Origin of the sequence: Geobacillus stearothermophilus ATCC 12980, assembly GCF_030369615.1 — a bacterium.
GTDB classification, from domain to species: Bacteria; Bacillota; Bacilli; order Bacillales; family Anoxybacillaceae; genus Geobacillus; species Geobacillus stearothermophilus.
In genome coordinates this window covers 2,068,449-2,092,519 of sequence record NZ_CP128494.1, presented here as the reverse complement: position 1 = coordinate 2,092,519, position 24,071 = coordinate 2,068,449, and the positions used below count along the sequence as shown (strand labels likewise).

The following is a 24,071-nucleotide window of genomic DNA, read 5'->3' as shown; positions in this document are numbered from 1 at the left end:
ACACTACACGACAAAGGAGAGGGTAATCATGGCAAAAGTCTACTATAACGGGGATGCAAACGAACAATATTTGCAAGGGAAAACGGTCGCGATCATCGGCTACGGCTCACAAGGCCACGCCCATGCACAAAACTTGCGCGACAGCGGCGTCCGCGTCATTGTCGGGTTGCGCAAAGGGAAATCGTGGGAGCAGGCGGAACAGGACGGCTTTGAAGTATACTCGGTGCGCGAAGCGGCAAAACAAGCGGATATTGTGATGGTGTTGCTGCCGGATGAGAAACAGCCGGCTGTCTACAAGGAAGAGATTGAACCGGGGCTTGAACCGGGCAACGCGCTTGTGTTTGCGCACGGGTTTAACATTCATTTCAGCCAAATCGTCCCGCCGGAGCATGTCGATGTCTTCTTGGTGGCGCCGAAAGGACCAGGCCATCTCGTGCGTCGCACATATGCGGAAGGAGCCGGGGTGCCGGCGCTCATCGCCGTTTATCAAGATGTAACCGGACACGCGAAAGAAACGGCGCTCGCCTATGCGAAAGCGATTGGTGCTGCTCGAGCTGGGGTGTTGGAGACAACGTTCAAAGAAGAGACGGAAACCGACTTGTTCGGTGAACAAGCGGTGCTGTGCGGCGGGCTGACGGCGCTCATCAAGGCCGGGTTTGAAACGCTCGTTGAAGCCGGGTATCAGCCGGAAGTCGCCTATTTCGAGTGTTTGCATGAAATGAAGCTCATCGTTGATCTTCTTTATGAAGGCGGCTTGTCGTGGATGCGCTACTCGATTTCCGATACGGCGCAATGGGGCGACTTTATCACCGGTCCGCGCATCATTAACGACGCCGTGAAAGCGGAAATGAAAAAGGTGCTCGATGACATCCAAACCGGCAAATTCGCGAAAAGCTGGATTTTGGAAAACCAAGCAAACCGTCCGGAGTTCAACGCCATCAACCGGCGCGAGAACGAGCATTTAATCGAAGTCGTCGGACGCGAACTGCGGAGCATGATGCCGTTTGTGAAAGCAAAACAAAAAGAAGCGGTGGTGCCAGGTGCGAAACATTAAGTTTTTTGATACTACATTGCGCGATGGGGAACAGTCGGCCGGCGTCAATTTGAACTTGCAAGAAAAGTTGGAAATTGCCCGTCAGCTTGAACGGCTGCGGGTTGACATCATCGAGGCGGGCTTCCCCGCCTCGTCAAAAGGCGATTTTGAGGCGGTCAAACAAATTGCCGAAACGGTGAGAACATGCTCGGTCACCGGGCTGTCGCGCTCGGTCCGAAGCGACATTGATGCGGCGTGGGAGGCGTTAAAAGGCGGCGCGGAGCCGCGGCTCCACCTATTCATCGCCACCTCGCCGATCCATATGGTGCATAAATTGCGGATGACGCCGGAACAAGTGATTGAAGCGGCGGTTGAGGCAGTGAAATACGCGAAGCGCTTTTTCCCGATCGTCCAATGGTCGGCGGAAGATGCGTGCCGGAGCGAGCTGCCGTTTTTGGCGAAAATCGTCGCCGAAGTGATCAAAGCCGGCGCCTCGGTCATCAACATCCCGGATACGGTCGGCTATATTACGCCGAAAGAATACGGGGAAATTTTCCTCTATTTGCAAAACAATGTTCAGAATATTGAAAATGTTTCGCTCTCCGCTCATTGTCATGATGACTTGGGCATGGCGGTGGTGAACTCGTTGTCGGCCATTGAGCATGGGGCGACGCAGGTCGAGTGCACGATCAACGGCATCGGCGAGCGGGCCGGCAACGCGGCGCTTGAGGAGATCGCCGTCGCCCTTCACATTCGCAAAGATTATTATCAAGTGGAAACGCGCCTCAATTTGCAAGAAATTAAGCGCACAAGCAATCTTGTCAGCAAGCTGACCGGGGTCGTCGTTCCACCCAACAAAGCGGTCGTCGGCAAAAACGCGTTTGCGCATGAATCCGGCATCCATCAAGACGGCGTCTTAAAAGAAAAAACGACGTACGAAATCATTTCACCGGAGCTCGTCGGCGTGCCGTCGAATTCGATGGTGCTCGGCAAACATTCCGGCCGCCATGCGCTTCGCAACCGGGTTGAGGAGCTCGGCTACACGTTGTCCGATGAAGAGATCAATCAGCTGTTTGTCCGTTTTAAAGAACTGGCGGACAAAAAGAAGGATATTACCGACGACGATTTAATCGCGTTGATTTTCGAAGAGAAGTTCGACCACTTCAAAGATTTTTATCAATTGTCTTCCATTCAAGTGCAATACGGGACGAATCAAATTCCGACAGCGGTCGTGGTACTGAAAGACGGGAAGGGGAATGAAATCCAAGAAGCGGCGACCGGCTCCGGCAGCGTCGAGGCGCTGTACAATACGCTCGAGCGCTGCTTCCAAACGGAAGTGACACTGCTTGACTACCGGATTGAGTCGGTCGGCGGCGGCCGCGATGCGCTAGCGCAAGTGTTTGTGAAAGTGCGCGTGCGCGATGTTGAAACGAGCGGGCGCGGAACGGCGCAAGACGTGCTTGAGGCGTCGGCGAAAGCGTACATCAACGCCATGAACCGCGTGTTTATGATCGAAGCGATGCGTGCTGAAAACGAAAAGGTGGCAACATCATAAAACGGAGGGATTCAAACATGGGAAACTATCGGATTGCCGTCTTGCCGGGCGATGGCATCGGCAAGGAAGTGACGTCCGGAGCGGTCGAGGTTTTGAAAGCGGTCGGCATCCGGTTTGGCCACGAGTTTGCGTTTGAGTATGGATTGATTGGCGGAGTCGCGATCGATGAAGCCGGGACGCCGCTCCCAGAAGAGACGCTTCGCCTTTGCCAACAGAGCGATGCGGTGCTGCTCGGGGCGGTCGGCGGTCCGAAGTGGGACGACAACCCTCCGCATTTGCGCCCGGAAAAAGGATTGCTTGCCATTCGCAAGCAGCTCGACTTATATGCCAACTTGCGGCCGGTTGTTTGCTATGACAGTTTGGTTTCCGCTTCGCCGTTAAAACCGGATCTCGTGAAAGGCGTCGATTTTGTCATCGTCCGCGAGCTGACCGGCGGCATTTACTTCGGCCAGCCGAGCGGCCGCGTCGTGGAAAACGGGGAAGAAAGAGCGGTTGACACTCTCTTATATAAAAAGGAAGAAATCGAACGGATCGTGCGCATGGCGTTTATGCTTGCGCGCGGGAGGAAGAAAAAAGTGACGTCGGTCGACAAGGCGAACGTCCTGTCGTCAAGCCGATTATGGCGAGAAGTGGCCGAAGAGGTGGCGAAGGAATTTCCGGACGTCACGCTTGAGCATATGCTTGTTGACAATGCCGCGATGCAGCTCATCCGCGCGCCGAAGCAGTTTGATGTCATTGTGACAGAAAACATGTTTGGCGATATTTTGAGCGACGAGGCCTCGATGCTGTCCGGTTCGCTCGGGATGCTGCCGTCAGCCAGCTTATCCGCTTCCGGGCCGAGTTTGTATGAGCCGGTTCACGGCTCGGCGCCTGATATTGCCGGTATGAACAAAGCCAATCCGATTGCCGCGATTTTGTCGGCCGCGATGATGCTTCGCCTGTCGTTCGGGCTCACCGCGGAAGCGGAGGCGGTAGAGCACGCGGTGTGGCAGGCGCTCGATCAAGGTTTGCGCACCGCCGACTTGGCGCCAAGCGGCGGCCGCATCGTATCCACGAACGAAATGGTCGAAGAAATCAAAGCGGCGGTGCTGGATTATACGACCATTGCTCAAATTAGGACCGTTTATACCTAAGACGTGCGAGGTGAAAACCAATGAAGCCGAAAACGATCATCGATAAAATTTGGGAAAACCACGTCGTCTACCGTGAGGAGGGCAAACCGGATTTATTGTACATCGATTTGCACTTAGTGCATGAAGTGACCTCGCCGCAAGCCTTTGAAGGATTGCGGCAAAAAGGGCGGAAGGTGCGGCGGCCGGATTTGACCTTTGCGACGATGGACCATAACGTGCCGACCGTTAACCGATTTGTGATTACCGACGAAGTGGCGCGCAACCAAATCGCTGCGCTTGAGCGCAACTGCCGCGAGTTCGGCATCCCACTGGCAGATTTGCATAGCGAAGAGCAAGGAATCGTGCACGTCATCGGTCCGGAGCTCGGCTTGACCCAACCGGGGAAAACGATCGTTTGCGGCGACAGCCATACGTCGACGCACGGGGCGTTTGGCGCGTTGGCGTTTGGCATCGGCACAAGCGAGGTCGAGCACGTGCTGGCGACGCAAACGCTTTGGCAGCATAAGCCGAAAACGCTGCAAATCTGCATCAACGGCCGCCTCGGCAAAGGGGTGACCGCCAAAGATGTCATCTTGGCCATTATCGGCCGCTATGGCGTTGGCGTCGGCACCGGCTATATTATTGAATTTACCGGTGAGGCGATCCGCCGCATGTCGATGGAAGAACGGATGACGATTTGCAACATGTCGATTGAAGCGGGGGCGAGAGCCGGGCTCATCAGCCCGGATGAAACGACATTCGCCTATTTGCGCGGCCGCAAATATGCGCCAAAAGGCGAAGCGTTTGAGCAAGCGGTCGAACGGTGGCGGGCGCTTGCAAGCGATGAGGGGGCGGAATACGACAAGACGATTGAAATCGACGCGTCGACGATCGCCCCGATGGTGACATGGGGTACAACCCCGGCGATGAGCACATCGGTCGATGGTGTCGTGCCGCATCCCGAGCAGTTTGAAAACAAAACAGAGCAAAACGCGGTGCGCCGGGCGCTTGAGTACATGGGGCTCAAGCCGGGCACGCTGATTGCGGATATTCCGGTGCAGCACGTCTTCATCGGTTCGTGCACCAACTCACGCCTCAGCGATTTGCGCGCGGCGGCGAGCATCGTGAAAGGGAAAAAAGTGGCTCCGGGTGTACGGGCGCTCGTCGTGCCTGGATCGCAGCAAGTGAAAAAACAAGCCGAGGCGGAAGGGTTGGCGCAAATTTTCATCGATGCCGGTTTTGAATGGCGTGATGCTGGATGCAGCGCCTGTTTGGGCATGAACCCGGACATCATTCCGGAAGGCGAGCACTGTGCGTCAACGTCGAACCGCAACTTTGAAGGGCGGCAAGGAAAAGGGGCGCGCACGCATCTCGTCAGCCCGGTGATGGCCGCGGCGGCTGCGATTTACGGACATTTTGTCGATGTGCGCCAGCTTGAAGCTGAGCTGGTCCGATGACGGGTGCTCCTTGATATGGCCGCCCCCGTTTTGGGGCTATCTTCTCAAAAGCGGCATAGAAACGAACGATACACGGGACGGAAGGGGAGAGACGGGATGAAGCCGTTTACGATTCACCGCGGGAAAACCGCCGGCATCGACCGGGCGAATATTGATACCGATCAAATCATTCCAAAGCAGTTTTTGAAACGGATTGAACGCACCGGCTTTGGCCAGTTTCTCTTTTACGATTGGCGGTATTTGAGCGACGGCACGCCAAATCCGGAGTTTGAGCTCAACCGCCCGGAAAACGAAGGGGCGACGATTTTAGTCGCCGATGAAAACTTCGGCTGCGGCTCATCGCGCGAACATGCGCCGTGGGCGCTCCAAGATTACGGATTTCGCGTCATCATTGCCCCATCGTTTGCCGATATTTTTTACAACAACTGCTTAAAAAACGGGCTGTTGCCGATCCGGCTGGATAAAGAGGATGTCCGCTACTTGCTGCGCCAAAGCGAGCGCGCAGACTATGAACTGACGGTTTCGCTTGAAGAACAGCGGGTATTTGACGATGAAGGATTTTCGCGTCCGTTTGACATCGACCCGTATCGAAAACAGCTGTTGCTAAAAGGATGGGACGAAATTGATTTGACGTTTGTGTACGAAGCGCATATCGCCGCCTACGAACGACGGCATTGTCCACGGCCGTAAGCGCCATGTGTTTCGGGAGGCAAGGAGAGATGGGCTGCTCTGCCAATCGGCGGGCGCAGCCTTTTTCGCGTTTGACGGCGCCTGCGTCCAGAGGCCGGCTGCTTTTTGGCAAACAAGCGGTTTGTGTTACCCAGCAAGGCGCGGGTTGTTTCGCTAGGGAAAACTTGTTACACTGATGGTAAATGCAAATGGGAGCGGGCGAAGATGACCGGGAAAAAAGGAAAAATCATCATGTTTCCGCAAACGAAAGAACGACTGATGGAAGAAGCGTTTGCGGCGCTTGAAGCGAAACGCTACAAAGAAGCGCTCCGCTTTTTGCGCGCTGCTGAACAGCTTGGCGACCACAGTTTTCCTGTTCGCCTTGGGCTGGCTGTCTGTTGCTATGAGCTTGGAGACTACGATGAGGCGGAGTGGCGCCTCGCCGCCTTACTTGACGAACAGCCGAACAACAGCGATCTGTTGCAAATGTATCTCGCTGTGCTGCTGCAAACGAATCGATACAGCAAGGCGGAAACGGTGATCCGCGCCGCCTTGCGCCATCCGTCGCTATCCGCTTCGTTGCGCGAACAGCTTCATCAGCTGCTCCGGTTTAGTGAAAAAATGAATGCCCGCACGCTTCCGCCCGCGGAGTGGAAGCGGGTGAGACGGCTGCTTGAGTCCGGGGACATTGCTGAGCAGCTGCAACTGATTAAACAACTGGAAAAAGAAGACATCGAGCCGGTGCTGCCGTTGCTCAAGCAATATTTACGCGCACCGGAAAAAAGCCCGATGGCGAAAACGATGCTCCTTCGCCTGTTGACAGGGAAGCAAGTCAACGAAACGGTGACGGTTGAGAAATTTGGCCGTTGCATGGAGGTCGTCCCGTCAGCGTTGGACGAACAGACGGAAACGGAATTTGCTTCATCGCTGCTGGGTCGGCTTGAACAGCAGCTCGCGGCGGAAAGCCCGAGTTTGTATGAAACGGCGGCGGACATTTGGCTTCGCTATGCATATGTGTTGTACCCGTTTCCGCCAGAGCCGGCGGATGCAGCGGCCTGGCTTGCTGCTCTCCATTGGATGGCGAGCCGGTTTTTAGGCTTGGATGCTGACGCGACCGCCTTGGCCGACCGCTACGGTGTGGAGGCGGCGGAGATGGAAACGCTTTGCCAAAATCTATACGAAATAGAGGAACTTTCCTCCCTCTAATGGCTAGTTCTCTGTTGAAACATGGCTGTTGTATGTTATAATATAGTGGCTGTGCTATGTATCTGTTTTCGCATACTTGTCTACATAATTGGGCATCATAAAAAGATATGGACAAGCGGAGTGCGCTATGGTCCGAGCAATGATTTCAGGTGGAGGGAACAAGGATGTCAGTCAAATGGGAAAAACTTGGAGGGAACGAAGGCGTATTGACCGTTGAGGTCGACGCCGAGCAAGTGAACAAAGGCTTGGATGCCGCATTTAAAAAAGTGGTGAAAAATATTGCGCTGCCGGGCTTCCGCAAAGGGAAAGTGCCGCGTGTCCTGTTTGAAAAACGGTTTGGCGTTGAGGCGCTCTATCAAGACGCGCTCGATATTTTGCTGCCAGAGGCGTATGCCAAAGCCGTCGAAGAGGCAGGCATCGAACCGGTGTCAATGCCGGAGATTGACATTGAGCAAATGGAAAAAGGCAAAAGCTTAATTTTCAAAGCGAAAGTGACCGTAAAGCCGGAAGTGAAGCTCGGTCAATACAAAGGGCTTGAAGTGGAAAAAATGGATACAACCGTGACGGACGAAGATGTCGAAAACGAATTGAAACGTTTGCAAGAAAATTACGCCGAACTTGTCGTGAAAGAAGACGGGACGGTGGAAAACGGCGATACGGTCGTCATCGATTTCGAAGGGGTTGTCGACGGCGAGCCGTTTGAAGGCGGCAAGGCGGAAAACTATTCGCTCGAAATCGGTTCAGGCACCTTTATCCCGGGGTTTGAAGAACAGCTTGTCGGTATGAAAGCCGGCGAAGAAAAAGAAATTCAAGTGACGTTCCCGGAAGAATACCACGCTGAGCAGCTGGCCGGCAAACCGGCGACGTTCAAAGTGAAAGTGCATGAAGTGAAAGCGAAGCAATTGCCGGCTTTGGATGACGAGTTTGCGAAAGACGTCGATGAAGAAGTTGAAACGCTTGACGAACTGAAAGCGAAAATCCGCGCCCGTCTGGAAGAAGCGAAAAAGAATGAAGCGGAAACGGCGTTGCGCAATGCGGTCGTCGAAAAAGCGGCTGCCAATGCGGAAATCGATATTCCGGCTGTCATGGTGCAAAACGAGACGGACCGGATGCTTCGCGAATTTGATCAACGACTGCAAATGCAAGGGCTGAACTTGCAGCTGTACTATCAATTCTCAGGTCAGGATGAAGCGGCGTTGCGTGAGCAAATGAAAGAAGACGCCGAAAAACGGGTGCGTGCGGCCTTGACGCTCGAAGCGATCGCCAAAGCAGAAAACATCGAGGTAACCGATGAAGAGGTGGAGGAAGAACTCCAAAAAATGGCGGAAGCCTACAACTTGAGCGTGGACAAGTTAAAAGAGCTGCTCGGCAGCTTGGATGGCGTCAAAGAAGATTTAAAATGGCGGAAAACGATCGATTTTCTTGTGGAGCACAGCACGGTTGCGGCATAATAATAAAGGTAGAAGGAACAAGGCGCGAGACGTTCGTGCCTTGTTCTTTATCTCAGTCATTGGCGCCTGGAGGTGATTTTTCAAACTTTTCTAATACATCACGGGTTTTTCATTCGCTTTTTTTGACGCATGTATGGTAAAATAGCGAATACATAAGTTTTTTGCAACATGGGATGGCGAGACATGATACATAACGCAGGTGCGATTTTGTTAGCAAGGGGTGAATGACATGTTTAAATTTAATGATGAAAAAGGGCAGCTAAAGTGTTCGTTTTGCGGCAAAACGCAAGACCAAGTGCGCAAGCTCGTCGCCGGCCCGGGCGTTTACATTTGTGATGAATGCATTGAATTGTGCACGGAGATCGTCGAGGAAGAGCTTGGAAACGAGGAAGAATTTGAATTTAAAGACGTGCCGAAGCCGATGGAGATCAGGGAAATTTTAGATGAATACGTCATCGGCCAAGATGACGCGAAAAAATCGCTCGCCGTTGCGGTTTACAACCATTATAAACGGATCAATTCCGGCAGCAAAATCGATGATGTCGAGCTGTCGAAAAGCAACATTTTGATGATCGGACCGACCGGGAGCGGGAAAACGCTGCTGGCGCAAACATTGGCGCGCATTTTAAACGTGCCGTTTGCCATCGCCGATGCGACATCGCTCACGGAGGCAGGCTATGTCGGCGAGGACGTCGAAAACATTTTGTTAAAGCTCATCCAAGCGGCCGATTATGATGTGGAACGGGCAGAAAAAGGCATTATTTATATCGATGAAATCGATAAAATCGCCCGTAAATCGGAAAACCCTTCCATCACCCGCGATGTTTCCGGTGAAGGGGTGCAACAGGCGCTGCTCAAAATTTTGGAGGGAACGATCGCCAGCGTTCCACCGCAGGGCGGCCGCAAACATCCGCATCAGGAGTTCATCCAAATCGACACAACGAACATTTTGTTCATTTGCGGCGGGGCGTTTGATGGCATCGAGCCGATCATTAAGCGCCGCCTCGGCAAAAAAGTGATCGGATTCGGTGCGGAAATGAACCAAGCCGATGTTGATGAGAAAAACTTGCTGTCGAAAGTGCTGCCGGAAGACTTGCTCAAGTTCGGGCTTATTCCGGAGTTCATCGGCCGTCTGCCGGTCATTACGACGCTTGAGCCGCTTGACGAACAGGCGTTGATCGATATTTTGACGAAGCCGAAAAACGCGATCGTGAAACAATACCAAAAAATGCTGGAGCTTGACGGCGTTGAACTCGAGTTTGAAGAAGCGGCGCTCCGGGAAATCGCGAAAAGAGCGATTGAGCGGAAAACGGGCGCGCGCGGCCTTCGCTCGATCATCGAAGGCATTATGCTCGATGTGATGTTTGAGTTGCCGTCGCGCGAAGATGTGCAAAAGTGCATCATCACGCTCGACACGGTGCGCGGCACAAAGCCGCCGACGCTGATCCGTCATGACGGCACCGTCATCGAGCTGGAACGGAAAACATCTGCCTGATGGGAAAACCGCCTTTTTTCGGCGGTTTCTTTTTTTGCCGCCCATGCCCTTGGCGCCGGTCGGCGCTTTTTTTGTTTATTCCCGCCCGTTCGCGGAGATACTATCATACTACATACCATCTAAAGGCAGGAGGATATCGGGGCATGGATTGGACGAACATCGTACTGGTCATCCAGCTGTTTTTCGGGGTCATCATCGGCCTTTATTTTTGGAATTTGCTAAGAGGGCAACGTGTGCAAAAAGTTTCGATTGATAAGGAGTCGCGCAAAGAGATGGAACAGCTCCGCAAGCTGCGTTCGATTTCGCTCACCGAGCCGCTGGCGGAAAAAGTGCGGCCGAAAAGTTTTGACGATATCGTCGGTCAGGAAGACGGCATCAAGGCGTTAAAAGCTGCTTTATGCGGCCCCAACCCGCAGCATGTCATCATTTACGGCCCCCCTGGCGTCGGCAAGACGGCAGCTGCTCGGCTCGTGCTTGAGGAAGCGAAAAAAAATCCGCTCTCCCCGTTTAAGAAAAATGCGGTGTTCGTGGAGCTTGACGCGACGACGGCGCGTTTTGACGAGCGCGGCATTGCCGATCCGCTCATCGGTTCGGTGCACGACCCGATTTACCAAGGGGCCGGGGCGATGGGGCAAGCCGGCATTCCCCAGCCGAAGCAAGGGGCGGTGACGAACGCCCACGGCGGCGTTTTATTCATCGACGAAATCGGCGAGCTTCATCCGATCCAAATGAACAAGCTGCTGAAAGTGCTTGAGGACCGGAAAGTATTTTTTGAAAGCGCCTATTACAGCAAAGAAAATCTGCAAATCCCAAGCCATATTCACGATATTTTCCAAAATGGACTGCCGGCTGATTTCCGTCTTGTCGGGGCGACGACGCGCACGCCGAACGAAATTCCTCCGGCCATTCGCTCTCGTTGCCTGGAAGTATTTTTCCGTGAATTGGACCAAGATGAGATCGCCCTCATCGCCAAAAAGGCGGCGGAAAAAATCCGCCTGAACGTGTCAGAAAGCGGCATTCGCCTGCTTGCTGCCTATGCGCGCAACGGGCGGGAGGCGGTGAACATGATGCAAATCGCCGCCGGTCTTGCCATTACGGAAAACCGCGACAAAATTTTGGATAAAGACATTGAATGGGTCATTCATTCAAGCCAAATGGCCCCGCGCTATGAAAAGAAAATTGCGTCCGCCCCGGCGGTCGGCGTCGTCAATGGCCTTGCCGTGTACGGCCCGAACACCGGCGCGCTTCTTGAAATTGAAGTGACCGCCTTGCCGGCGAAAGGAAAAGGGACGATCAACGTCACGGGCATTATTGAGGAAGAGAGCATCGGCAGCGCCGAAAAATCGGTGCGCCGCAAAAGCATGGCGCGCGGTTCAGCAGAAAACGTCATCACTGTGTTGCGGGCGATGGGCGTGCCGGCCGACCGTTACGACATTCATGTCAACTTCCCGGGCGGGGTGCCGGTTGACGGCCCTTCAGCCGGGGTGGCGATTGCAGTCGGCATTTATTCCGCCATTTACCAGCTTCCAGTCGATCATACGGTCGCGATGACCGGAGAAATCAGTATCCGTGGCTGCGTGAAACCGGTCGGCGGCGTGTTCGCCAAAATCAAAGCGGCCAAACAAGCTGGGGCGAAAAAAGTCATCATCCCGATTGAGAATATGCAATCGTTGCTAGGCGAAGTCAGCGGCATTCAAATCATCGCCGTCCGCCGCCTCGAGGAAGTGCTCGTCCATGTGTTCGACGAAGAGGCGCTCCGCCGCGGCTCCGTGCTGCTGCCAGCGGCTATGGACCGCTCGGAGAAAAAGCTCGTCTAGCCAAAGGAAACGGCGGCAAGGCGAACGATTGGCAACGAAAGCGGGCGATCCGCTCGCAACCGAGTCGGGCGGTTCGCCCGGCCTCTCTTTTATGTACGGCTTCGGCGCAAGCGGATCGTCGCTGAAGTCGGTTTTTCTTTGCATGCAGATGGAGCGCCGCGCGCTTTTTCGTTCGTCAAATTTTACAAACCCGGCTACCGTACTATACAATAAACGAATAGAAGCGAGAGATGGAGGTGTTCGGCGTGAACGGAAAGAAAAAGGAGACGGTCGTTCCGCTTTTGCCGCTGCGTGGGCTGCTCGTGTTTCCGACGATGGTGCTCCATTTGGATGTCGGGCGCGAGAAATCGGTCAAAGCGCTCGAACAAGCCATGGTTGAGGATCATATGATTTTGCTGACGTCGCAAAAAGACGTTGCCATCGACGAACCGGACATGGATGACTTATATAAAATGGGAACGATCGCGCGCGTCAAGCAACTTCTAAAACTCCCGAACGGCACGTTCCGCGTGCTTGTCGAAGGCGTCGCTCGGGCGCTCATTACGGAAGTGATCAGCGAGGAGCCGTACTTTCTCGTCAAAGTCGAAAAGTTTGCTGATCGGGCGGCGAAAGATTTAGAAGATGAGGCGCTCAAGCGGACGATGCTTGAATATTTCGAGCAGTACATAAACTTGTCCAAGCGGCTGTCGGTCGACATTTACGCCTCGATCGTCGACATCGATGAGCCGGGGCGAATGGCGGACATCATCGCCTCGCACTTGCCACTTAAGCTTGAGGAAAAACAGCGTATTTTAGAAACGATCGACGTGAAAGAGCGCCTCAATAAAATCATCCAAATTTTGCACAACGAAAAAGAAGTGCTCCAGCTTGAGAAAAAGATCAGCGCCCGCGTCAAGCAGTCGATGGAGCGGACGCAAAAAGAGTATTATTTGCGCGAGCAAATGAAGGCGATTCAAAAAGAGCTTGGCGAAAAAGAAGGAAAAACGGGCGAAGTCGAGGAGCTGAAAGAAAAAATCGAGGCGGCCGGCATGCCGGAGCATGTGAAACAAACGGCATTGAAGGAGCTTGACCGCTATGAAAAAATTCCGGCGACCTCAGCGGAAAGCACAGTCATTCGCAACTACCTCGATTGGCTCATCGCCTTGCCGTGGTCGAAAGAAACAGAAGACATCCACGACATTAAGCAGGCGGAAGCGATTTTAAACGAGGAGCATTACGGGCTCGATAAAGTGAAAGAACGGGTGCTTGAATTTTTATCTGTCAAACAGCTGACGAAATCGTTAAAAGGTCCGATTCTTTGCCTCGCCGGACCGCCGGGGGTCGGCAAAACGTCGCTCGCTCGCTCGATCGCCAAAGCGCTCGGCCGCCGCTTCGTCCGCGTTTCGCTCGGCGGCGTCCGCGACGAATCGGAAATTCGCGGCCATCGCCGCACGTATGTCGGCGCCATGCCGGGACGCATTATCCAAGGGATGAAAAAAGCAGGCACGATCAACCCCGTCTTCTTGCTTGATGAAATCGACAAAATGTCGAGTGATTTCCGTGGCGATCCATCGGCGGCCATGCTGGAGGTGCTTGACCCGGAGCAAAATCATACGTTCAGCGACCATTACATTGAAGAGCCGTACGATTTGTCGAAGGTAATGTTTATTGCGACTGCCAACTATTTGGCGGCGATTCCGCAGCCGCTGTTGGACCGGATGGAAGTGATTGAGATTCCGGGCTATACCGAAGTTGAAAAGCTCCATATTGCGAAGCGGCATTTGCTGCCGAAGCAGCTCGATGAGCACGGCTTGAAAAAAGCGGCGCTGCAAGTGCGCGATGATGCGATGCTTGCCATCATCCGCCATTATACGCGCGAAGCTGGAGTGCGGGAGCTGGAGCGACAGTTGGCGGCGATTTGCCGGAAGGCGGCCCGCCTCATTGTCTCCGGTGAGAAAAAACGGGTCGTCATCACAGAAAACAATCTCGAAGAATTTTTAGGAAAACGAAAATACCGCTATGGACAGGCGGAAGCGGAGGACCAGATCGGCGTGGCGACCGGTCTTGCGTACACCGCGTTTGGCGGCGATACGCTCGCCATTGAGGTGTCGCTCGCGAAAGGTAACGGCAAACTTGTGTTGACCGGAAAACTCGGCGATGTGATGAAAGAATCGGCGCAGGCGGCGTTCAGTTATGTTCGATCGCGCGCTGAGGAACTCGGCATCGATCCGAAATTCCATGAAATGTACGATATCCATATCCATGTCCCGGAGGGTGCGGTGCCAAAAGACGGGCCGTCTGCAGGCATTACGATCGCCACCGCACTCATTTCCGCGCTGACGGGCAAGCCGGTGAGCCGCTTTGTTGGCATGACCGGCGAAATTACGCTGCGCGGCAGGGTGCTTGCGATCGGAGGCTTGAAAGAGAAAACGTTAAGTGCCCACCGCGCCGGGCTGAAAACGGTCATTTTGCCAAAAGACAATGAAAAAGATTTAGCGGACATTCCGGAAACGGTGAAGCGCGACTTGCGCTTTGTGCTCGTCTCCCATCTCGATGAGGTGCTGCCGCACGCGCTGGTGGGGTGGAAGCGATGAATGTGAAGAAAGCAGAGCTTGTGACCAGTGCCGTCAAGCCGGAACAATATCCGGACGGCGGACGGCCAGAGGTGGCGCTCGCCGGCCGTTCGAACGTCGGCAAATCATCATTCATCAACAAAATGATCAACCGGAAAAACTTGGCGCGCACCTCCTCAAAGCCAGGGAAAACGCAAACGTTGAATTTTTATTTGATTAACGACTCGTTTTACTTTGTGGACGTGCCAGGTTATGGTTTCGCCCGCGTGTCGAAGCAGGAGCGGCAAAAATGGGGGAACATGATGGAGACGTACTTTACGACGCGCGAGGTGCTTAAGGCGGCGGTCCTGCTCGTTGATTTGCGCCATCCGCCGACGAAAGACGATGTGATGATGTACGAGTTTTTGAAACATTACGAGATCCCGGTGATCGTCATCGCGACGAAAGCGGATAAAGTGCCGCGCGGCAAGCATCAAAAACACGCGAAAATCGCGCGCGAGACGCTGCGGATGGCTGACGGCGACCCGCTCATTTTGTTTTCCGCCGAGACCGGACAAGGGAAAGACGAAGCATGGGCGGCGCTTTTGCCGTTTGTGTCCTCATGACGAAAACACCAGCGATTCCGCTGGTGTTTTCACTTCCAAGGCTATTTTCGCCTAGTCCATAATAGATAGACGCCGATGGCGATGAGTCCGAGCGGCCAAAACTTCCAGACAGAGGAAAGTCCGGCTTGGACGAGGTGAAAGAACGGCTGGCCGCGCCCGGAAAACGTCAGCACGACAGCGAGAAGCAAGAAAAGTACGCCAAAGCCGGCCCCGCCTTTTTGTTTGCGGCTGCTGGCGAAAAAAGCGAACGCAATGAGGAAAAAAAACATGTTCACGCCGCGGGGCCAGGCCGAAAATGCACTCGCAAGGAGCAACTCAACGCCAAATCCGAGTAAAAGAAAGCCGGGGAAAAGGTAAGCATATTCACGCGCTGAATGCGCCTGGCCAAGCAAAGCCGCGCCGCAAATGGCAAGCAAGGCCGGCCACCCTTGGAAGAAATGGAAAAGGGGGGATTCCAACTGTCCGGCGAGAAAATACAGCCCGAGGCCGATGAACAAGATGCCGGCGAATACCGTTCGGGTTTTCATGATCGTCGCGTCCTCCGTTTCCCTTTTGGACATGTTTATGATAGAATGATCACTGTCTACAGTTTAGCATAGCTTTGGAGGCATGTTCACAATTTTTTTAAATCGGAACGATGGACAGTTGTGATATAATGATGGAAGGGATTCGGTCAATAAGGGGGATGGCATCGTGCAAATCGTAGTCGTTGGCGTCGACTATAGAACCGCCCCTGTAGAAATCCGCGAAAAGCTCGCGTTTGCAGAAGCGGAACTCGGTGCGGCGATGAAACAGCTCGCCGAGCAAAAAAGCGTACTCGAAAATGTGATCGTCTCGACGTGCAACCGGACGGAAGTTTATGCAGTGGTTGATCAACTGCATACCGGACGTTACTATATGAAAGCATTTTTAGCCGAATGGTTTGGCGTCAAAGTGGAAGCGATTGCTCCGTATTTGCGTGTGCTTGAAGGAGAAGCGGCCATAAAGCATTTGTTCCGCGTGGCGGCCGGCCTTGATTCGATGGTGCTTGGGGAAACGCAAATTTTAGGGCAAGTGAAAGACAGCTATTTGCTCGCTCAAGAGGTCGGGACGAGCGGCACGATTTTCAATCATCTGTTCAAGCAGGCGGTGACCTTTGCGAAGCGCGCCCACTCGGAAACGGGCATCGGCGCGCACGCTGTATCGGTCAGCTATGCGGCGGTTGAGCTGGCGAAGAAAATTTTCGGCCGCCTTGCCGGCAAGCACGTCTTGATTATCGGGGCCGGCAAAATGGGGACGCTGGCGGCGCAAAACTTGTACGGCAGCGGCGTCGGGAAGGTGACGGTTGTCAATCGGACGCTTGAAAAAGCGAAACAGCTTGCTAAGCAGTTTGCCGGCGAAGCGAAGCCGCTCGGCGAATTGTCATGCGCTTTGCTGGAAGCAGATATCGTCATCAGCTCGACGGGAGCCAAAGGCTATATTTTGACGAAGGAAATGGTGGCGCCGCTTGAGAAAATGCGCAAAGGCCGCCCGCTCTTTATGGTTGACATCGCGGTGCCGCGCGATTTGGATCCGGCGTTGGCTGATTTGGAAACGGTGTTTTTGTACGACATTGACGATTTGCAAGATGTGGTGGCGGCCAACTTGGCGGAACGGCAAAAGGCAGCGGCTCGCATTGAAACGATGATCGAAGCGGAACTTATGGCGTTTAGCCAATGGCTGCAGACGCTCGGCGTCGTGCCAGTCATTGCCGCATTGCGCGAAAAGGCGCTGGCCATTCAAGCAGAAACGATGAAAAGTTTGGAGCGGAAACTGCCGCATTTGTCGGAGCGCGACTGGAAAGTGTTGAATAAGCATACGAAAAGCATTATTAACCAGCTGCTCCGCGATCCGATTTTGCAGGCGAAGGAACTCGCCGCCGGCCCGAATGCCGAGGAGGCGCTTTTGCTGTTTATGAAAATTTTCAATATCGAAGATGCGGTGAAAGCCGAGCGGCATATAGAGCAGGCGAAATCCGTGCAATGCGATGAACAAGACGCGGAAGCGGTCCGTGCCGCCCGCCCATCATGGCAGCTGTAAGGTGGGATGGATGGTGGCGCTGTTGTATGAGTTGTCCATTTTGCTTTACATCGCTTCGATCCTATTCTATTTCATCGATTTTTTGCAACAAAACCGGAAGGCGAACGACATCGCCTTCTGGTTGCTTTCTATTGTGTGGCTTTTGCAGACAGTGACGTTTGTTTCTCGCATCATGGAGACGAAGCGCTTTCCGATTTTAACGATGTCGGAAGGGCTTTATTTTTACGCTTGGCTGCTCATTACGCTGTCGCTCGTCATCAATCGGCTGCTGCGCGTCGATTTCATCGTCTTTTTTACGAACGTGCTTGCTTTTTTTATTTTGGCCATTCATACGTTTGCACCGTCTTCGCAGTCGCCGGCTGTTGCGGAGCGGCTCGTCTCGGAGCTGCTGATCATCCACATCACCCTTTCGCTCGGAGCGTATGCGGCGTTTACGCTGTCGTTTCTGTTTTCGGTGCTTTACATGTTGCAGTACAGTTTGCTGAAAAAGAAAAAGTGGGGGGCGCGCCTTTGGCGCATGGCGGATTTGTCGCGGCTTGATTGTTTGTCGTATGTTTTAAACGCGCTCGGCTTGCCTATGTTGTTATTAGGGCTCATTCTTGGCGTGATTTGGGCGTATATTCAAATCGGCCATTTCCATTGGTATGATGCGAAAGTGCTTGGGTCGTTTGTCGTTCTTCTCGTCTATGGCGTCTATTTTTACAAGCGAGCCGTCCGGCAGATGCAAGGGAAGGCGATCGCGCTATGGAATATCGGTTCGTTTTTATTTTTGCTTGTCAACTTTTTCTTGTTTGGTAGTTTGTCAAAATTTCATTTCTGGTATTCGTAATCGAGGTGGAACGAGATGCGGAACATTGTCGTTGGCTCGCGGCGCAGCAAGCTTGCCTTGACCCAGACGAAGTGGGTGATCAACGAATTGAAACAGCTTGGGGCGCCGTTTACGTTTGAAGTGAAAGAAATCGTCACGAAAGGAGATCGGGTGCTTGATGTTACGCTCTCGAAAGTCGGGGGCAAAGGGTTGTTTGTGAAAGAGATTGAGCATGAATTGCTCGCCGGCGGCATCGATATGGCGGTCCATAGCATGAAAGATATGCCGGCTGTGCTGCCCGAAGGTTTAGTGATCGGTGCGGTTCCGCGCCGCGAAGATGCACGCGATGTGCTTGTCAGCAAAGGAAACCGGATGCTCTCCGACTTGCCGCCTGGGTCGGTCATTGGCACGAGCAGCTTGCGCCGTTCGGCGCAGCTGCTTGCCTATCGCCCGGATTTGACGATCAAATGGATTCGCGGCAATATTGACACAAGGTTGGCGAAGCTCGAAAGCGAAGAGTACGATGCGATCGTGTTAGCGGCGGCGGGTCTTGCGCGCATGGGTTGGGGCGATGACGTCATCAGCGACTATCTTCCTTTTGATGTCTGTGTTCCGGCGGTCGGCCAAGGGGCGCTGGCGGTCGAATGCCGGGAGGATGATGACGAATTGCGCCAATGGCTCAGCCGGTTAAACGACGAGCAAACCGAGCGGGCTGTTCGGGCGGAGCGCGCCTTTTTGCAGCAAATGGAAGGAGGCTGTCAAGTGCCGATTGCCGGCTATGCGGAAGTGAAGGAGGGGACGGTGCGTCTTACCGCGCTTGTCGCCTCCCCGGATGGCAAAGAAATGTATAAAGAAATCGTCACTGGCGCCGATCCGGAAGCGGTCGGCCGACAGGCGGCTGCTGTCTTGATCGAACAAGGGGCGAAAGCGCTCATCGAGCGGGTGAAACAGGAGTTGAGCCAATCATGACACACAGCGCGCTCGCCGGCAAAACGGTGCTCGTGACGCGCGGCAAAGAGCAGGCGGCATCGTTTTCTGCCAAGCTGCGCGCTGTCGGCGCCGTGCCGGTCGAGATCCCGCTCATTGCCATCCGACCGGCGGCGCCGGAAGAAATCGCTTCTATGGTTGAGCGGCTTGGCGAATACCGTTGGCTCGTTTTCACAAGCGCGAACGCCGTCCGCTTCTTTTTTCCGCACGTTTCGTTGCCGCGGCCGCTGCCGAATGTCGCCGTCGTCGGGCGGAAGACGGCGGCCGCGCTCGCCGAGCATGGTCTTTCCCCGGCGCTTGTGCCGGATGATTACACCGCTGAACGGCTGGCTGACTTGCTCATGCCGCGCGTCAAACAAGGCGACCGGGTGCTGTTTGTCAAAGGCAATTTGGCGCGCCCGACCTTACCTGAGGCGTTGCGAAACGCCGGCGCCGCGGTCGACGAGCTCACGGTGTATGAGACCGAGCCTGATGAAAACGGCCGGGAGCGGTTGTTGTCGCTGCTGCGCCGGCGGGAGCTTGATGCGGTCACCTTGATGAGCCCGTCGGCGGTCGACAGCCTTGTCCGCCTTCTCGACAAAGAAGTGGATGCCCTTCTTTCCGGTGTTGCGGTCGCCTGCATCGGACCGGTGACGAAAGAAGCGGCCGAGCGGGCGGGCATTCCGGTCCATATTTGTCCGACGGATTACACCACGGATGGTATAATCAAAGCGATGGAACAATATTTTTCCATGGAGGGACGATGAATGGCACTGTCATTTGACCGCCATCGCCGTTTGCGGCAAACGGCTGTGATTCGGGCGATGGTGCGTGAGACGCATCTTCGCGTCGAGGATCTCATTTATCCGCTGTTTGTGGTCGAGGGAAGCGGCATTAAGCGGGAAGTGCCGTCGATGCCAGGGGTTTACCATTTATCGCTTGACCGTTTATCTGAGGAAGTGGACGACATCGCCAAGCTTGGCATTCCCGCCGTCATGGTGTTTGGTGTGCCGAATGAAAAAGATGAAGTCGGTTCGCAGGCGTATTGCGAAACAGGGATTGTTCAGCGGGCGATCCGCCAAATCAAAGCTGAACACAAAGATCTAGTCGTCATTGCGGATACGTGTTTATGTGAATATACGAGCCACGGCCATTGCGGCGTCGTCGAAAACGAGCGCGTGCTGAACGACCCGTCGCTCGAGCTCCTCACCAAAACGGCGGTGAGCCAAGCGCAAGCCGGCGCCGACATCATCGCGCCGTCGAACATGATGGACGGCTTTGTCGCCGCCATTCGCCGTGGGCTTGATGAAGCAGGGTTTGAGTATGTGCCGATCATGTCGTATGCAATCAAATACGCTTCGGCATTTTACGGCCCGTTCCGTGATGCCGCCGACAGCGCGCCGCAGTTTGGCGACCGGAAGACGTACCAAATGGATCCGGCCAACCGCCTTGAGGCGTTTCGCGAGGCGGAGTCGGATGTCAAAGAAGGCGCTGATTTCTTGATGGTGAAGCCAGCGCTTGCCTACATGGATATTATCCGCGACGTCAAAAACCGTTTTCCGCTTCCGCTTGTCGCCTATAACGTGAGCGGCGAGTATGCGATGGTCAAAGCGGCGGCGCAAAACGGCTGGATCGATGAGAAGTCGGTCGTCATGGAAATGTTGACAGGGATGAAACGGGCGGGCGCGGATTTGATCATTACGTATTTTGCCAAAGATGTCGCCCGCTGGCTGGCTGAATAGAGAGGAGGGCGGAAGCATGCGAAGCTACGAACGGTCAAAAACCGCTTACGAAGAAGCGGTGAAATTGATGCCGGGAGGGGTGAACAGCCCGGTGCGCGCCTTCAAGTCGGTCGGGATGACGCCGATTTTCATGGCGCGCGGCCAAGGAGCGAAAATTTACGATATTGACGGCAATGAGTACATTGATTACGTACTGTCATGGGGTCCGCTCATTTTAGGGCATGCCAACCCGCAGGTCGTGGAAGCGTTGAAGCGCGTGGCGGAACAAGGCACAAGCTTTGGCGCTCCGACATTGCTTGAAAATGAGCTCGCCAAGCTCGTGATTGAGCGGGTGCCGTCGGTGGAAATCGTGCGGATGGTCAACTCCGGTACGGAGGCGACGATGAGCGCCCTCCGCTTAGCGCGCGGCTACACGAAGCGCAACAAAATTATCAAATTTGAAGGCAGCTACCACGGCCACGGCGATTCGCTGCTCATTAAAGCCGGCTCCGGCGTGGCGACGCTCGGCCTGCCGGACAGCCCGGGCGTGCCGGAATCGGTCGCCCAGCATACCATCACGGTGCCGTACAACGATTTGGACAGCGTCCGCTATGCGTTTGAGCGGTTTGGCGAAGACATCGCCGCGGTGATCGTCGAACCGGTCGCCGGCAATATGGGCGTCGTTCCACCAGTGCCTGGCTTTTTGGAAGGGCTACGCGAGGTGACGAAACAATACGGAGCCTTATTGATTTTCGACGAGGTCATGACCGGGTTCCGCGTCGATTACCACTGCGCCCAAGGGTATTATGGCATTGAGCCGGATTTGACGTGCCTTGGCAAAGTGATCGGCGGCGGCTTGCCGGTTGGGGCGTACGGGGGCAAAGCCGAGATCATGGAGCTTGTCGCGCCGAGCGGGCCGGTGTACCAAGCCGGCACGCTCTCCGGCAATCCGCTCGCCATGACGGCCGGGTACGAGACGCTCCGCCAGCTGACGCCGGAAACGTACGAAGAGCTTGGCCGCAAAGCGGCGCGCCTTGCGGATGGGCTTCATCAGGCAGCAGAGAAATACGATATCCCGCATACGATCAACCGCGCTGGGTCGATGATTGGCTTTTTCTTCACGAACGAGCCGGTGGTCAACTACGAGACAGCGAAAACGTCCGACTTGGAGCTGTTTGCCGCCTATTATCGGGAAATGGCGAATGAAGGCATTTTCCTGCCGCCGTCGCAATTTGAAGGGCTGTTTTTGTCGACGGCGCACAGTGATGATGATATTGAATATACGATTGCCGCTGCTGAGCGGGTGTTTGCCCGTCTGCGCGGATAAGGAAAGGGGCTGCCGACCGTCGGCAGCCCAATTTTTTATCATACCGCCTCGTTTCCGTTCATACAATGGATAATGTCATAGAAATTATTTGCCGAAGGGACGGAAGGAGGAGGCCCGGTTGGAGCAATCGTATTTGCGTTTTTCATTGGAAGAATCGGTCTGGTTTAAAAGAGGACAGGAAGTCGCCGAGTTTTTATCCATTTCTCTTGATCCGGTCATTTCCGTCGATGAGTACGACCAATATATTACGATCCGCGGCGCGCTTGAGTTGAGCGGCGAATTCCACCAAGCGGGCGAAGGGCAGGCTGAAGCGGATGACGATGTGTTTGAGCTGGCTGGTTATCGGTTCATTCAGCACATTTCGGTGCGCGAAGACGGGATCAGCGAACTGTCGCACCGCTTTCCAATCGATATTACGATTCCAAAAAACCGCATTCGTTCCCTTGAGGATGTGTACGTGACGGTTGAATCGTTTGATTATGATTTGGATGAAAACGGGAGATTGCTGATCACTGCCGACATTTCGATCAGCGGCATCAGTGAAGCGCCGCTTGACGATGATTTGCCGGACGATGAGGAGGACGATGAGCCGCTGTTTGCCCCGTTTGAATCAATCGCCCGCAAGGAAGCGGCCGGTAAGGAAGCGTTTGCTTCCGCGGATGATCTCACCGATGAGGCGGATGAACAGCCGGTTTTTGCCGCCGACGAAACGACCGTTTCCGTCATGGAGCCGGCCGCCATGCGTCATGAAGAAACGGAGGCTGAGGAAGAAGAGGAGGCCAAAGAGCCGTTTTTGCCGCTTGAGACGGAAACGAAGGAGGTCAGCGCACAGACGGAGGAAGACATCGCTTCGCTGCTGCCGCCAACTGAGGCGAAGGTATCGATCGGGGCGGCGAAAAAGGCGGTTGAGGAAGAAGAAACGAAAACAAAAAGCGAAAATGCGCTTTACTTGACGAAACTGTTTGCGAAAAGCGAGGAGAAAGAGTTTACGAAACTGAAAATTTGCATCGTCCAGCAAGGAGATTCATTGGACAAGATTGCCGAACGGTATGATGTGACCGTCTCGCAGCTTTTGCGCGCCAACGATTTGGAAGGCCCAGATGACGTGCACGAGGGGCAGCTGCTCTATATTCCGGCCATGGCGGGAAGCCGTCCTTTCTCATGAAAGGAACGCTTTCCGTTTCTTTTGCCGATAAGGGGGCGTAACAAATGGCCGCACAGGCTGACCGATATGAGGCTGTGCTCGCCCAGTACGGTCTTCGTCCAGAGCGCATGGAGCAGCGAGGCAAAGCCGTCAAAGTATACACGAACCGCGGTGTTTTCGCCTTAAAGCCGCTTGAAAGCGAGCAAGAAGCCGCCGCCGTTTGGCAGTCTCTTCAGCATGGCGGCCCCCATTGTCTCCCGCTTTACCTGACGCGGCGGCGGTCGCTGTTTGCCACAGAAGGCAGGCGCCTTTATTATTTGCAAGCATGGCATGACGGCGAATCAAAGGTGGAGAAGGATGCGGTGGACGCCTTTTTTCGCGAGCTCGCCCGCCTCCATCGCGCCACCGTCCGTACGATCGAGGTGAGTGAGGAAGAGGCGGCGGCGTACCGAAAGCAAAAAAAGGACGAATGGCAACGGGCGCGGATGGTTTGGGAAGAACGGATTGAGCGGTACGAAGCGGCGTGGTACATGTCTCCGTTTCAGCTCCAATGCTGCACCTATTTTCATGAGGTGATGCGCGCGTACTCGTTCGCTGAAGAACGGCTCGATGTGTGGGAAGAGACGCTCAAAGAGACGAAGCAATGGCGCATCGCCTGGGTGCACGGCAAAGCGCGCCTCTCCCACCATCTCCCGCCGTATTGGATCAGTTGGGAGCGGGCGCATTGGAATTCGCCGCTCTTTGATGTGATCGCCGCGCTCCGTTTTCACGTACAGACAATGCCGCCGCTTGGGCGCGAGTGGCTTGAAGGGATGGGGGAGTACGAGAAGGAGCTGCCGCTGTCCGACGGGGAGCGGGCGTTTTTATACAGCCATTTGGCGGAGCCGCGTGGGTTTGTCCGCTGTTTGGAGCGGTATGAGGCCGCTTCGCGGAACGAGCGGAACGAACGGGAATATGTGACCGCGCTGCAACGTTGTTACTGGGCGTTCAAAAACATGGAGGCCGTTGTCATGCATCTTGTCCAACGCGACGCCGCGCAGCAGGAAGAGGCGATGGATAATGAACAGCCGGCGGATGAAAGCAGCAATGGTTAAA

General features: G+C 54.6%; 20 protein-coding genes. 19 read left to right on the top strand and 1 reads right to left on the bottom strand.

The window, feature by feature from the left end; genetic code table 11:
* Nucleotides 1–28: 28 nt before the first annotated feature.
* From ilvC to yihA, 11 genes are all read left to right on the top strand, one after another.
* Nucleotides 29–1,054, top strand: coding sequence for a ketol-acid reductoisomerase (gene ilvC / locus QSJ10_RS11345; protein WP_033014337.1), 1,026 nt, complete (start codon nt 29–31; stop codon nt 1,052–1,054).
* A complete protein-coding gene (locus QSJ10_RS11340; RefSeq protein ID WP_033014336.1) occupies nt 1,041–2,588 on the top strand; it encodes a 2-isopropylmalate synthase in 1,548 nt (515 codons plus the stop codon). Before ilvC ends, QSJ10_RS11340 begins: the two co-directional genes overlap by 14 nt.
* Before the next feature lie 17 nt (nt 2,589–2,605).
* Complete coding sequence (leuB, locus tag QSJ10_RS11335; protein ID WP_033014334.1) at nt 2,606–3,721, top strand: 3-isopropylmalate dehydrogenase; 1,116 nt, start codon at nt 2,606–2,608, stop codon at nt 3,719–3,721.
* Between the two features lie 20 nt (nt 3,722–3,741).
* On the top strand, nt 3,742–5,157 hold the full coding sequence (gene leuC, locus QSJ10_RS11330; protein WP_033014333.1) for a 3-isopropylmalate dehydratase large subunit: 1,416 nt from the start codon (nt 3,742–3,744) through the stop codon (nt 5,155–5,157).
* A gap of 96 nt (nt 5,158–5,253) precedes the next feature.
* Nucleotides 5,254–5,847, top strand: a complete 594-nt coding sequence (leuD, locus tag QSJ10_RS11325; RefSeq protein ID WP_011232131.1) for a 3-isopropylmalate dehydratase small subunit — start codon at nt 5,254–5,256, stop codon at nt 5,845–5,847.
* Nucleotides 5,848–6,051: 204 nt separating this feature from the next.
* Entirely contained in the window at nt 6,052–7,032 is a 981-nt protein-coding gene (locus QSJ10_RS11320; protein ID WP_033014331.1) for a tetratricopeptide repeat protein, read from the top strand.
* A gap of 164 nt (nt 7,033–7,196) precedes the next feature.
* Complete coding sequence (tig, locus tag QSJ10_RS11315) at nt 7,197–8,483, top strand: trigger factor (RefSeq protein WP_033014329.1); 1,287 nt, start codon at nt 7,197–7,199, stop codon at nt 8,481–8,483.
* Between the two features lie 229 nt (nt 8,484–8,712).
* Entirely contained in the window at nt 8,713–9,978 is a 1,266-nt protein-coding gene (gene clpX / locus QSJ10_RS11310; RefSeq protein ID WP_033014328.1) for an ATP-dependent protease ATP-binding subunit ClpX, read from the top strand.
* Nucleotides 9,979–10,121: 143 nt separating this feature from the next.
* Complete coding sequence (gene lonB / locus QSJ10_RS11305) at nt 10,122–11,795, top strand: ATP-dependent protease LonB (RefSeq protein ID WP_053532392.1); 1,674 nt, start codon at nt 10,122–10,124, stop codon at nt 11,793–11,795.
* Between the two features lie 230 nt (nt 11,796–12,025).
* Entirely contained in the window at nt 12,026–14,368 is a 2,343-nt protein-coding gene (gene lon, locus QSJ10_RS11300) for an endopeptidase La (protein ID WP_049626414.1), read from the top strand.
* A complete protein-coding gene (gene yihA / locus QSJ10_RS11295; RefSeq protein ID WP_033014325.1) occupies nt 14,365–14,952 on the top strand; it encodes a ribosome biogenesis GTP-binding protein YihA/YsxC in 588 nt (195 codons plus the stop codon). The genes lon and yihA overlap by 4 nt, the downstream gene beginning before the upstream one ends.
* 41 nt (nt 14,953–14,993) lie before the next feature.
* On the opposite strand, the gene QSJ10_RS11290 is transcribed toward yihA, so the two are convergent.
* Nucleotides 14,994–15,479, bottom strand: a complete 486-nt coding sequence (locus QSJ10_RS11290) for a LiaI-LiaF-like domain-containing protein (protein ID WP_033014324.1) — start codon at nt 15,477–15,479, stop codon at nt 14,994–14,996.
* 166 nt (nt 15,480–15,645) lie between these two features.
* On the opposite strand from QSJ10_RS11290, the gene hemA reads away from it, so the two are divergent.
* The 8 genes from hemA (at nt 15,646) to ysxE (ending at nt 24,070) form a co-directional block, all read left to right on the top strand.
* Entirely contained in the window at nt 15,646–17,010 is a 1,365-nt protein-coding gene (gene hemA, locus QSJ10_RS11285) for a glutamyl-tRNA reductase (RefSeq protein ID WP_053532391.1), read from the top strand.
* Between the two features lie 10 nt (nt 17,011–17,020).
* Nucleotides 17,021–17,839: a cytochrome C assembly family protein gene (locus QSJ10_RS11280; RefSeq protein WP_033014322.1), complete on the top strand. Its 819-nt coding sequence runs from the start codon at nt 17,021–17,023 to the stop codon at nt 17,837–17,839.
* 15 nt (nt 17,840–17,854) lie between these two features.
* The gene (hemC, locus tag QSJ10_RS11275; RefSeq protein ID WP_033014321.1) at nt 17,855–18,787 is read left to right on the top strand and encodes a hydroxymethylbilane synthase; all 933 of its coding nucleotides are present in this window, start codon (nt 17,855–17,857) and stop codon (nt 18,785–18,787) included.
* A complete protein-coding gene (locus tag QSJ10_RS11270; protein WP_033014319.1) occupies nt 18,784–19,551 on the top strand; it encodes a uroporphyrinogen-III synthase in 768 nt (255 codons plus the stop codon). Before hemC ends, QSJ10_RS11270 begins: the two co-directional genes overlap by 4 nt.
* On the top strand, nt 19,552–20,526 hold the full coding sequence (hemB, locus tag QSJ10_RS11265) for a porphobilinogen synthase (protein WP_053532390.1): 975 nt from the start codon (nt 19,552–19,554) through the stop codon (nt 20,524–20,526).
* Nucleotides 20,527–20,542: 16 nt separating this feature from the next.
* A complete protein-coding gene (gene hemL, locus QSJ10_RS11260) occupies nt 20,543–21,832 on the top strand; it encodes a glutamate-1-semialdehyde 2,1-aminomutase (RefSeq protein ID WP_025038965.1) in 1,290 nt (429 codons plus the stop codon).
* Between the two features lie 118 nt (nt 21,833–21,950).
* Nucleotides 21,951–22,997, top strand: a complete 1,047-nt coding sequence (gene spoVID / locus QSJ10_RS11255) for a stage VI sporulation protein D (protein ID WP_033014317.1) — start codon at nt 21,951–21,953, stop codon at nt 22,995–22,997.
* Nucleotides 22,998–23,041: 44 nt separating this feature from the next.
* Nucleotides 23,042–24,070 (top strand): spore coat protein YsxE, encoded by a 1,029-nt coding sequence (gene ysxE, locus QSJ10_RS11250; RefSeq protein ID WP_053532389.1) that lies wholly within the window; start codon nt 23,042–23,044, stop codon nt 24,068–24,070.
* Nucleotide 24,071: the final 1 nt, after the last annotated feature.

Bases quoted from the DNA above. Each gene is read 5' to 3' on its own strand.
- QSJ10_RS11290 (WP_033014324.1), bottom strand. From the start codon at position 15,479: ATGAAAACCCGAACGGTATTCGCCGGCATCTTGTTCATCGGCCTCGGG.
- yihA (WP_033014325.1), top strand. From the start codon at position 14,365: ATGAATGTGAAGAAAGCAGAGCTTGTGACCAGTGCCGTCAAGCCGGAA.
- leuD (WP_011232131.1), top strand. From the start codon at position 5,254: ATGAAGCCGTTTACGATTCACCGCGGGAAAACCGCCGGCATCGACCGG.
- tig (WP_033014329.1), top strand. From the start codon at position 7,197: ATGTCAGTCAAATGGGAAAAACTTGGAGGGAACGAAGGCGTATTGACC.
- hemL (WP_025038965.1), top strand. From the start codon at position 20,543: ATGCGAAGCTACGAACGGTCAAAAACCGCTTACGAAGAAGCGGTGAAA.
- QSJ10_RS11270 (WP_033014319.1), top strand. From the start codon at position 18,784: ATGACACACAGCGCGCTCGCCGGCAAAACGGTGCTCGTGACGCGCGGC.
- lon (WP_049626414.1), top strand. From the start codon at position 12,026: ATGGAGGTGTTCGGCGTGAACGGAAAGAAAAAGGAGACGGTCGTTCCG.
- leuC (WP_033014333.1), top strand. From the start codon at position 3,742: ATGAAGCCGAAAACGATCATCGATAAAATTTGGGAAAACCACGTCGTC.
- ysxE (WP_053532389.1), top strand. From the start codon at position 23,042: ATGGCCGCACAGGCTGACCGATATGAGGCTGTGCTCGCCCAGTACGGT.
- hemB (WP_053532390.1), top strand. From the start codon at position 19,552: ATGGCACTGTCATTTGACCGCCATCGCCGTTTGCGGCAAACGGCTGTG.
- clpX (WP_033014328.1), top strand. From the start codon at position 8,713: ATGTTTAAATTTAATGATGAAAAAGGGCAGCTAAAGTGTTCGTTTTGC.
- leuB (WP_033014334.1), top strand. From the start codon at position 2,606: ATGGGAAACTATCGGATTGCCGTCTTGCCGGGCGATGGCATCGGCAAG.
- QSJ10_RS11280 (WP_033014322.1), top strand. From the start codon at position 17,021: ATGGTGGCGCTGTTGTATGAGTTGTCCATTTTGCTTTACATCGCTTCG.
- QSJ10_RS11320 (WP_033014331.1), top strand. From the start codon at position 6,052: ATGACCGGGAAAAAAGGAAAAATCATCATGTTTCCGCAAACGAAAGAA.
- lonB (WP_053532392.1), top strand. From the start codon at position 10,122: ATGGATTGGACGAACATCGTACTGGTCATCCAGCTGTTTTTCGGGGTC.
- hemC (WP_033014321.1), top strand. From the start codon at position 17,855: ATGCGGAACATTGTCGTTGGCTCGCGGCGCAGCAAGCTTGCCTTGACC.
- ilvC (WP_033014337.1), top strand. From the start codon at position 29: ATGGCAAAAGTCTACTATAACGGGGATGCAAACGAACAATATTTGCAA.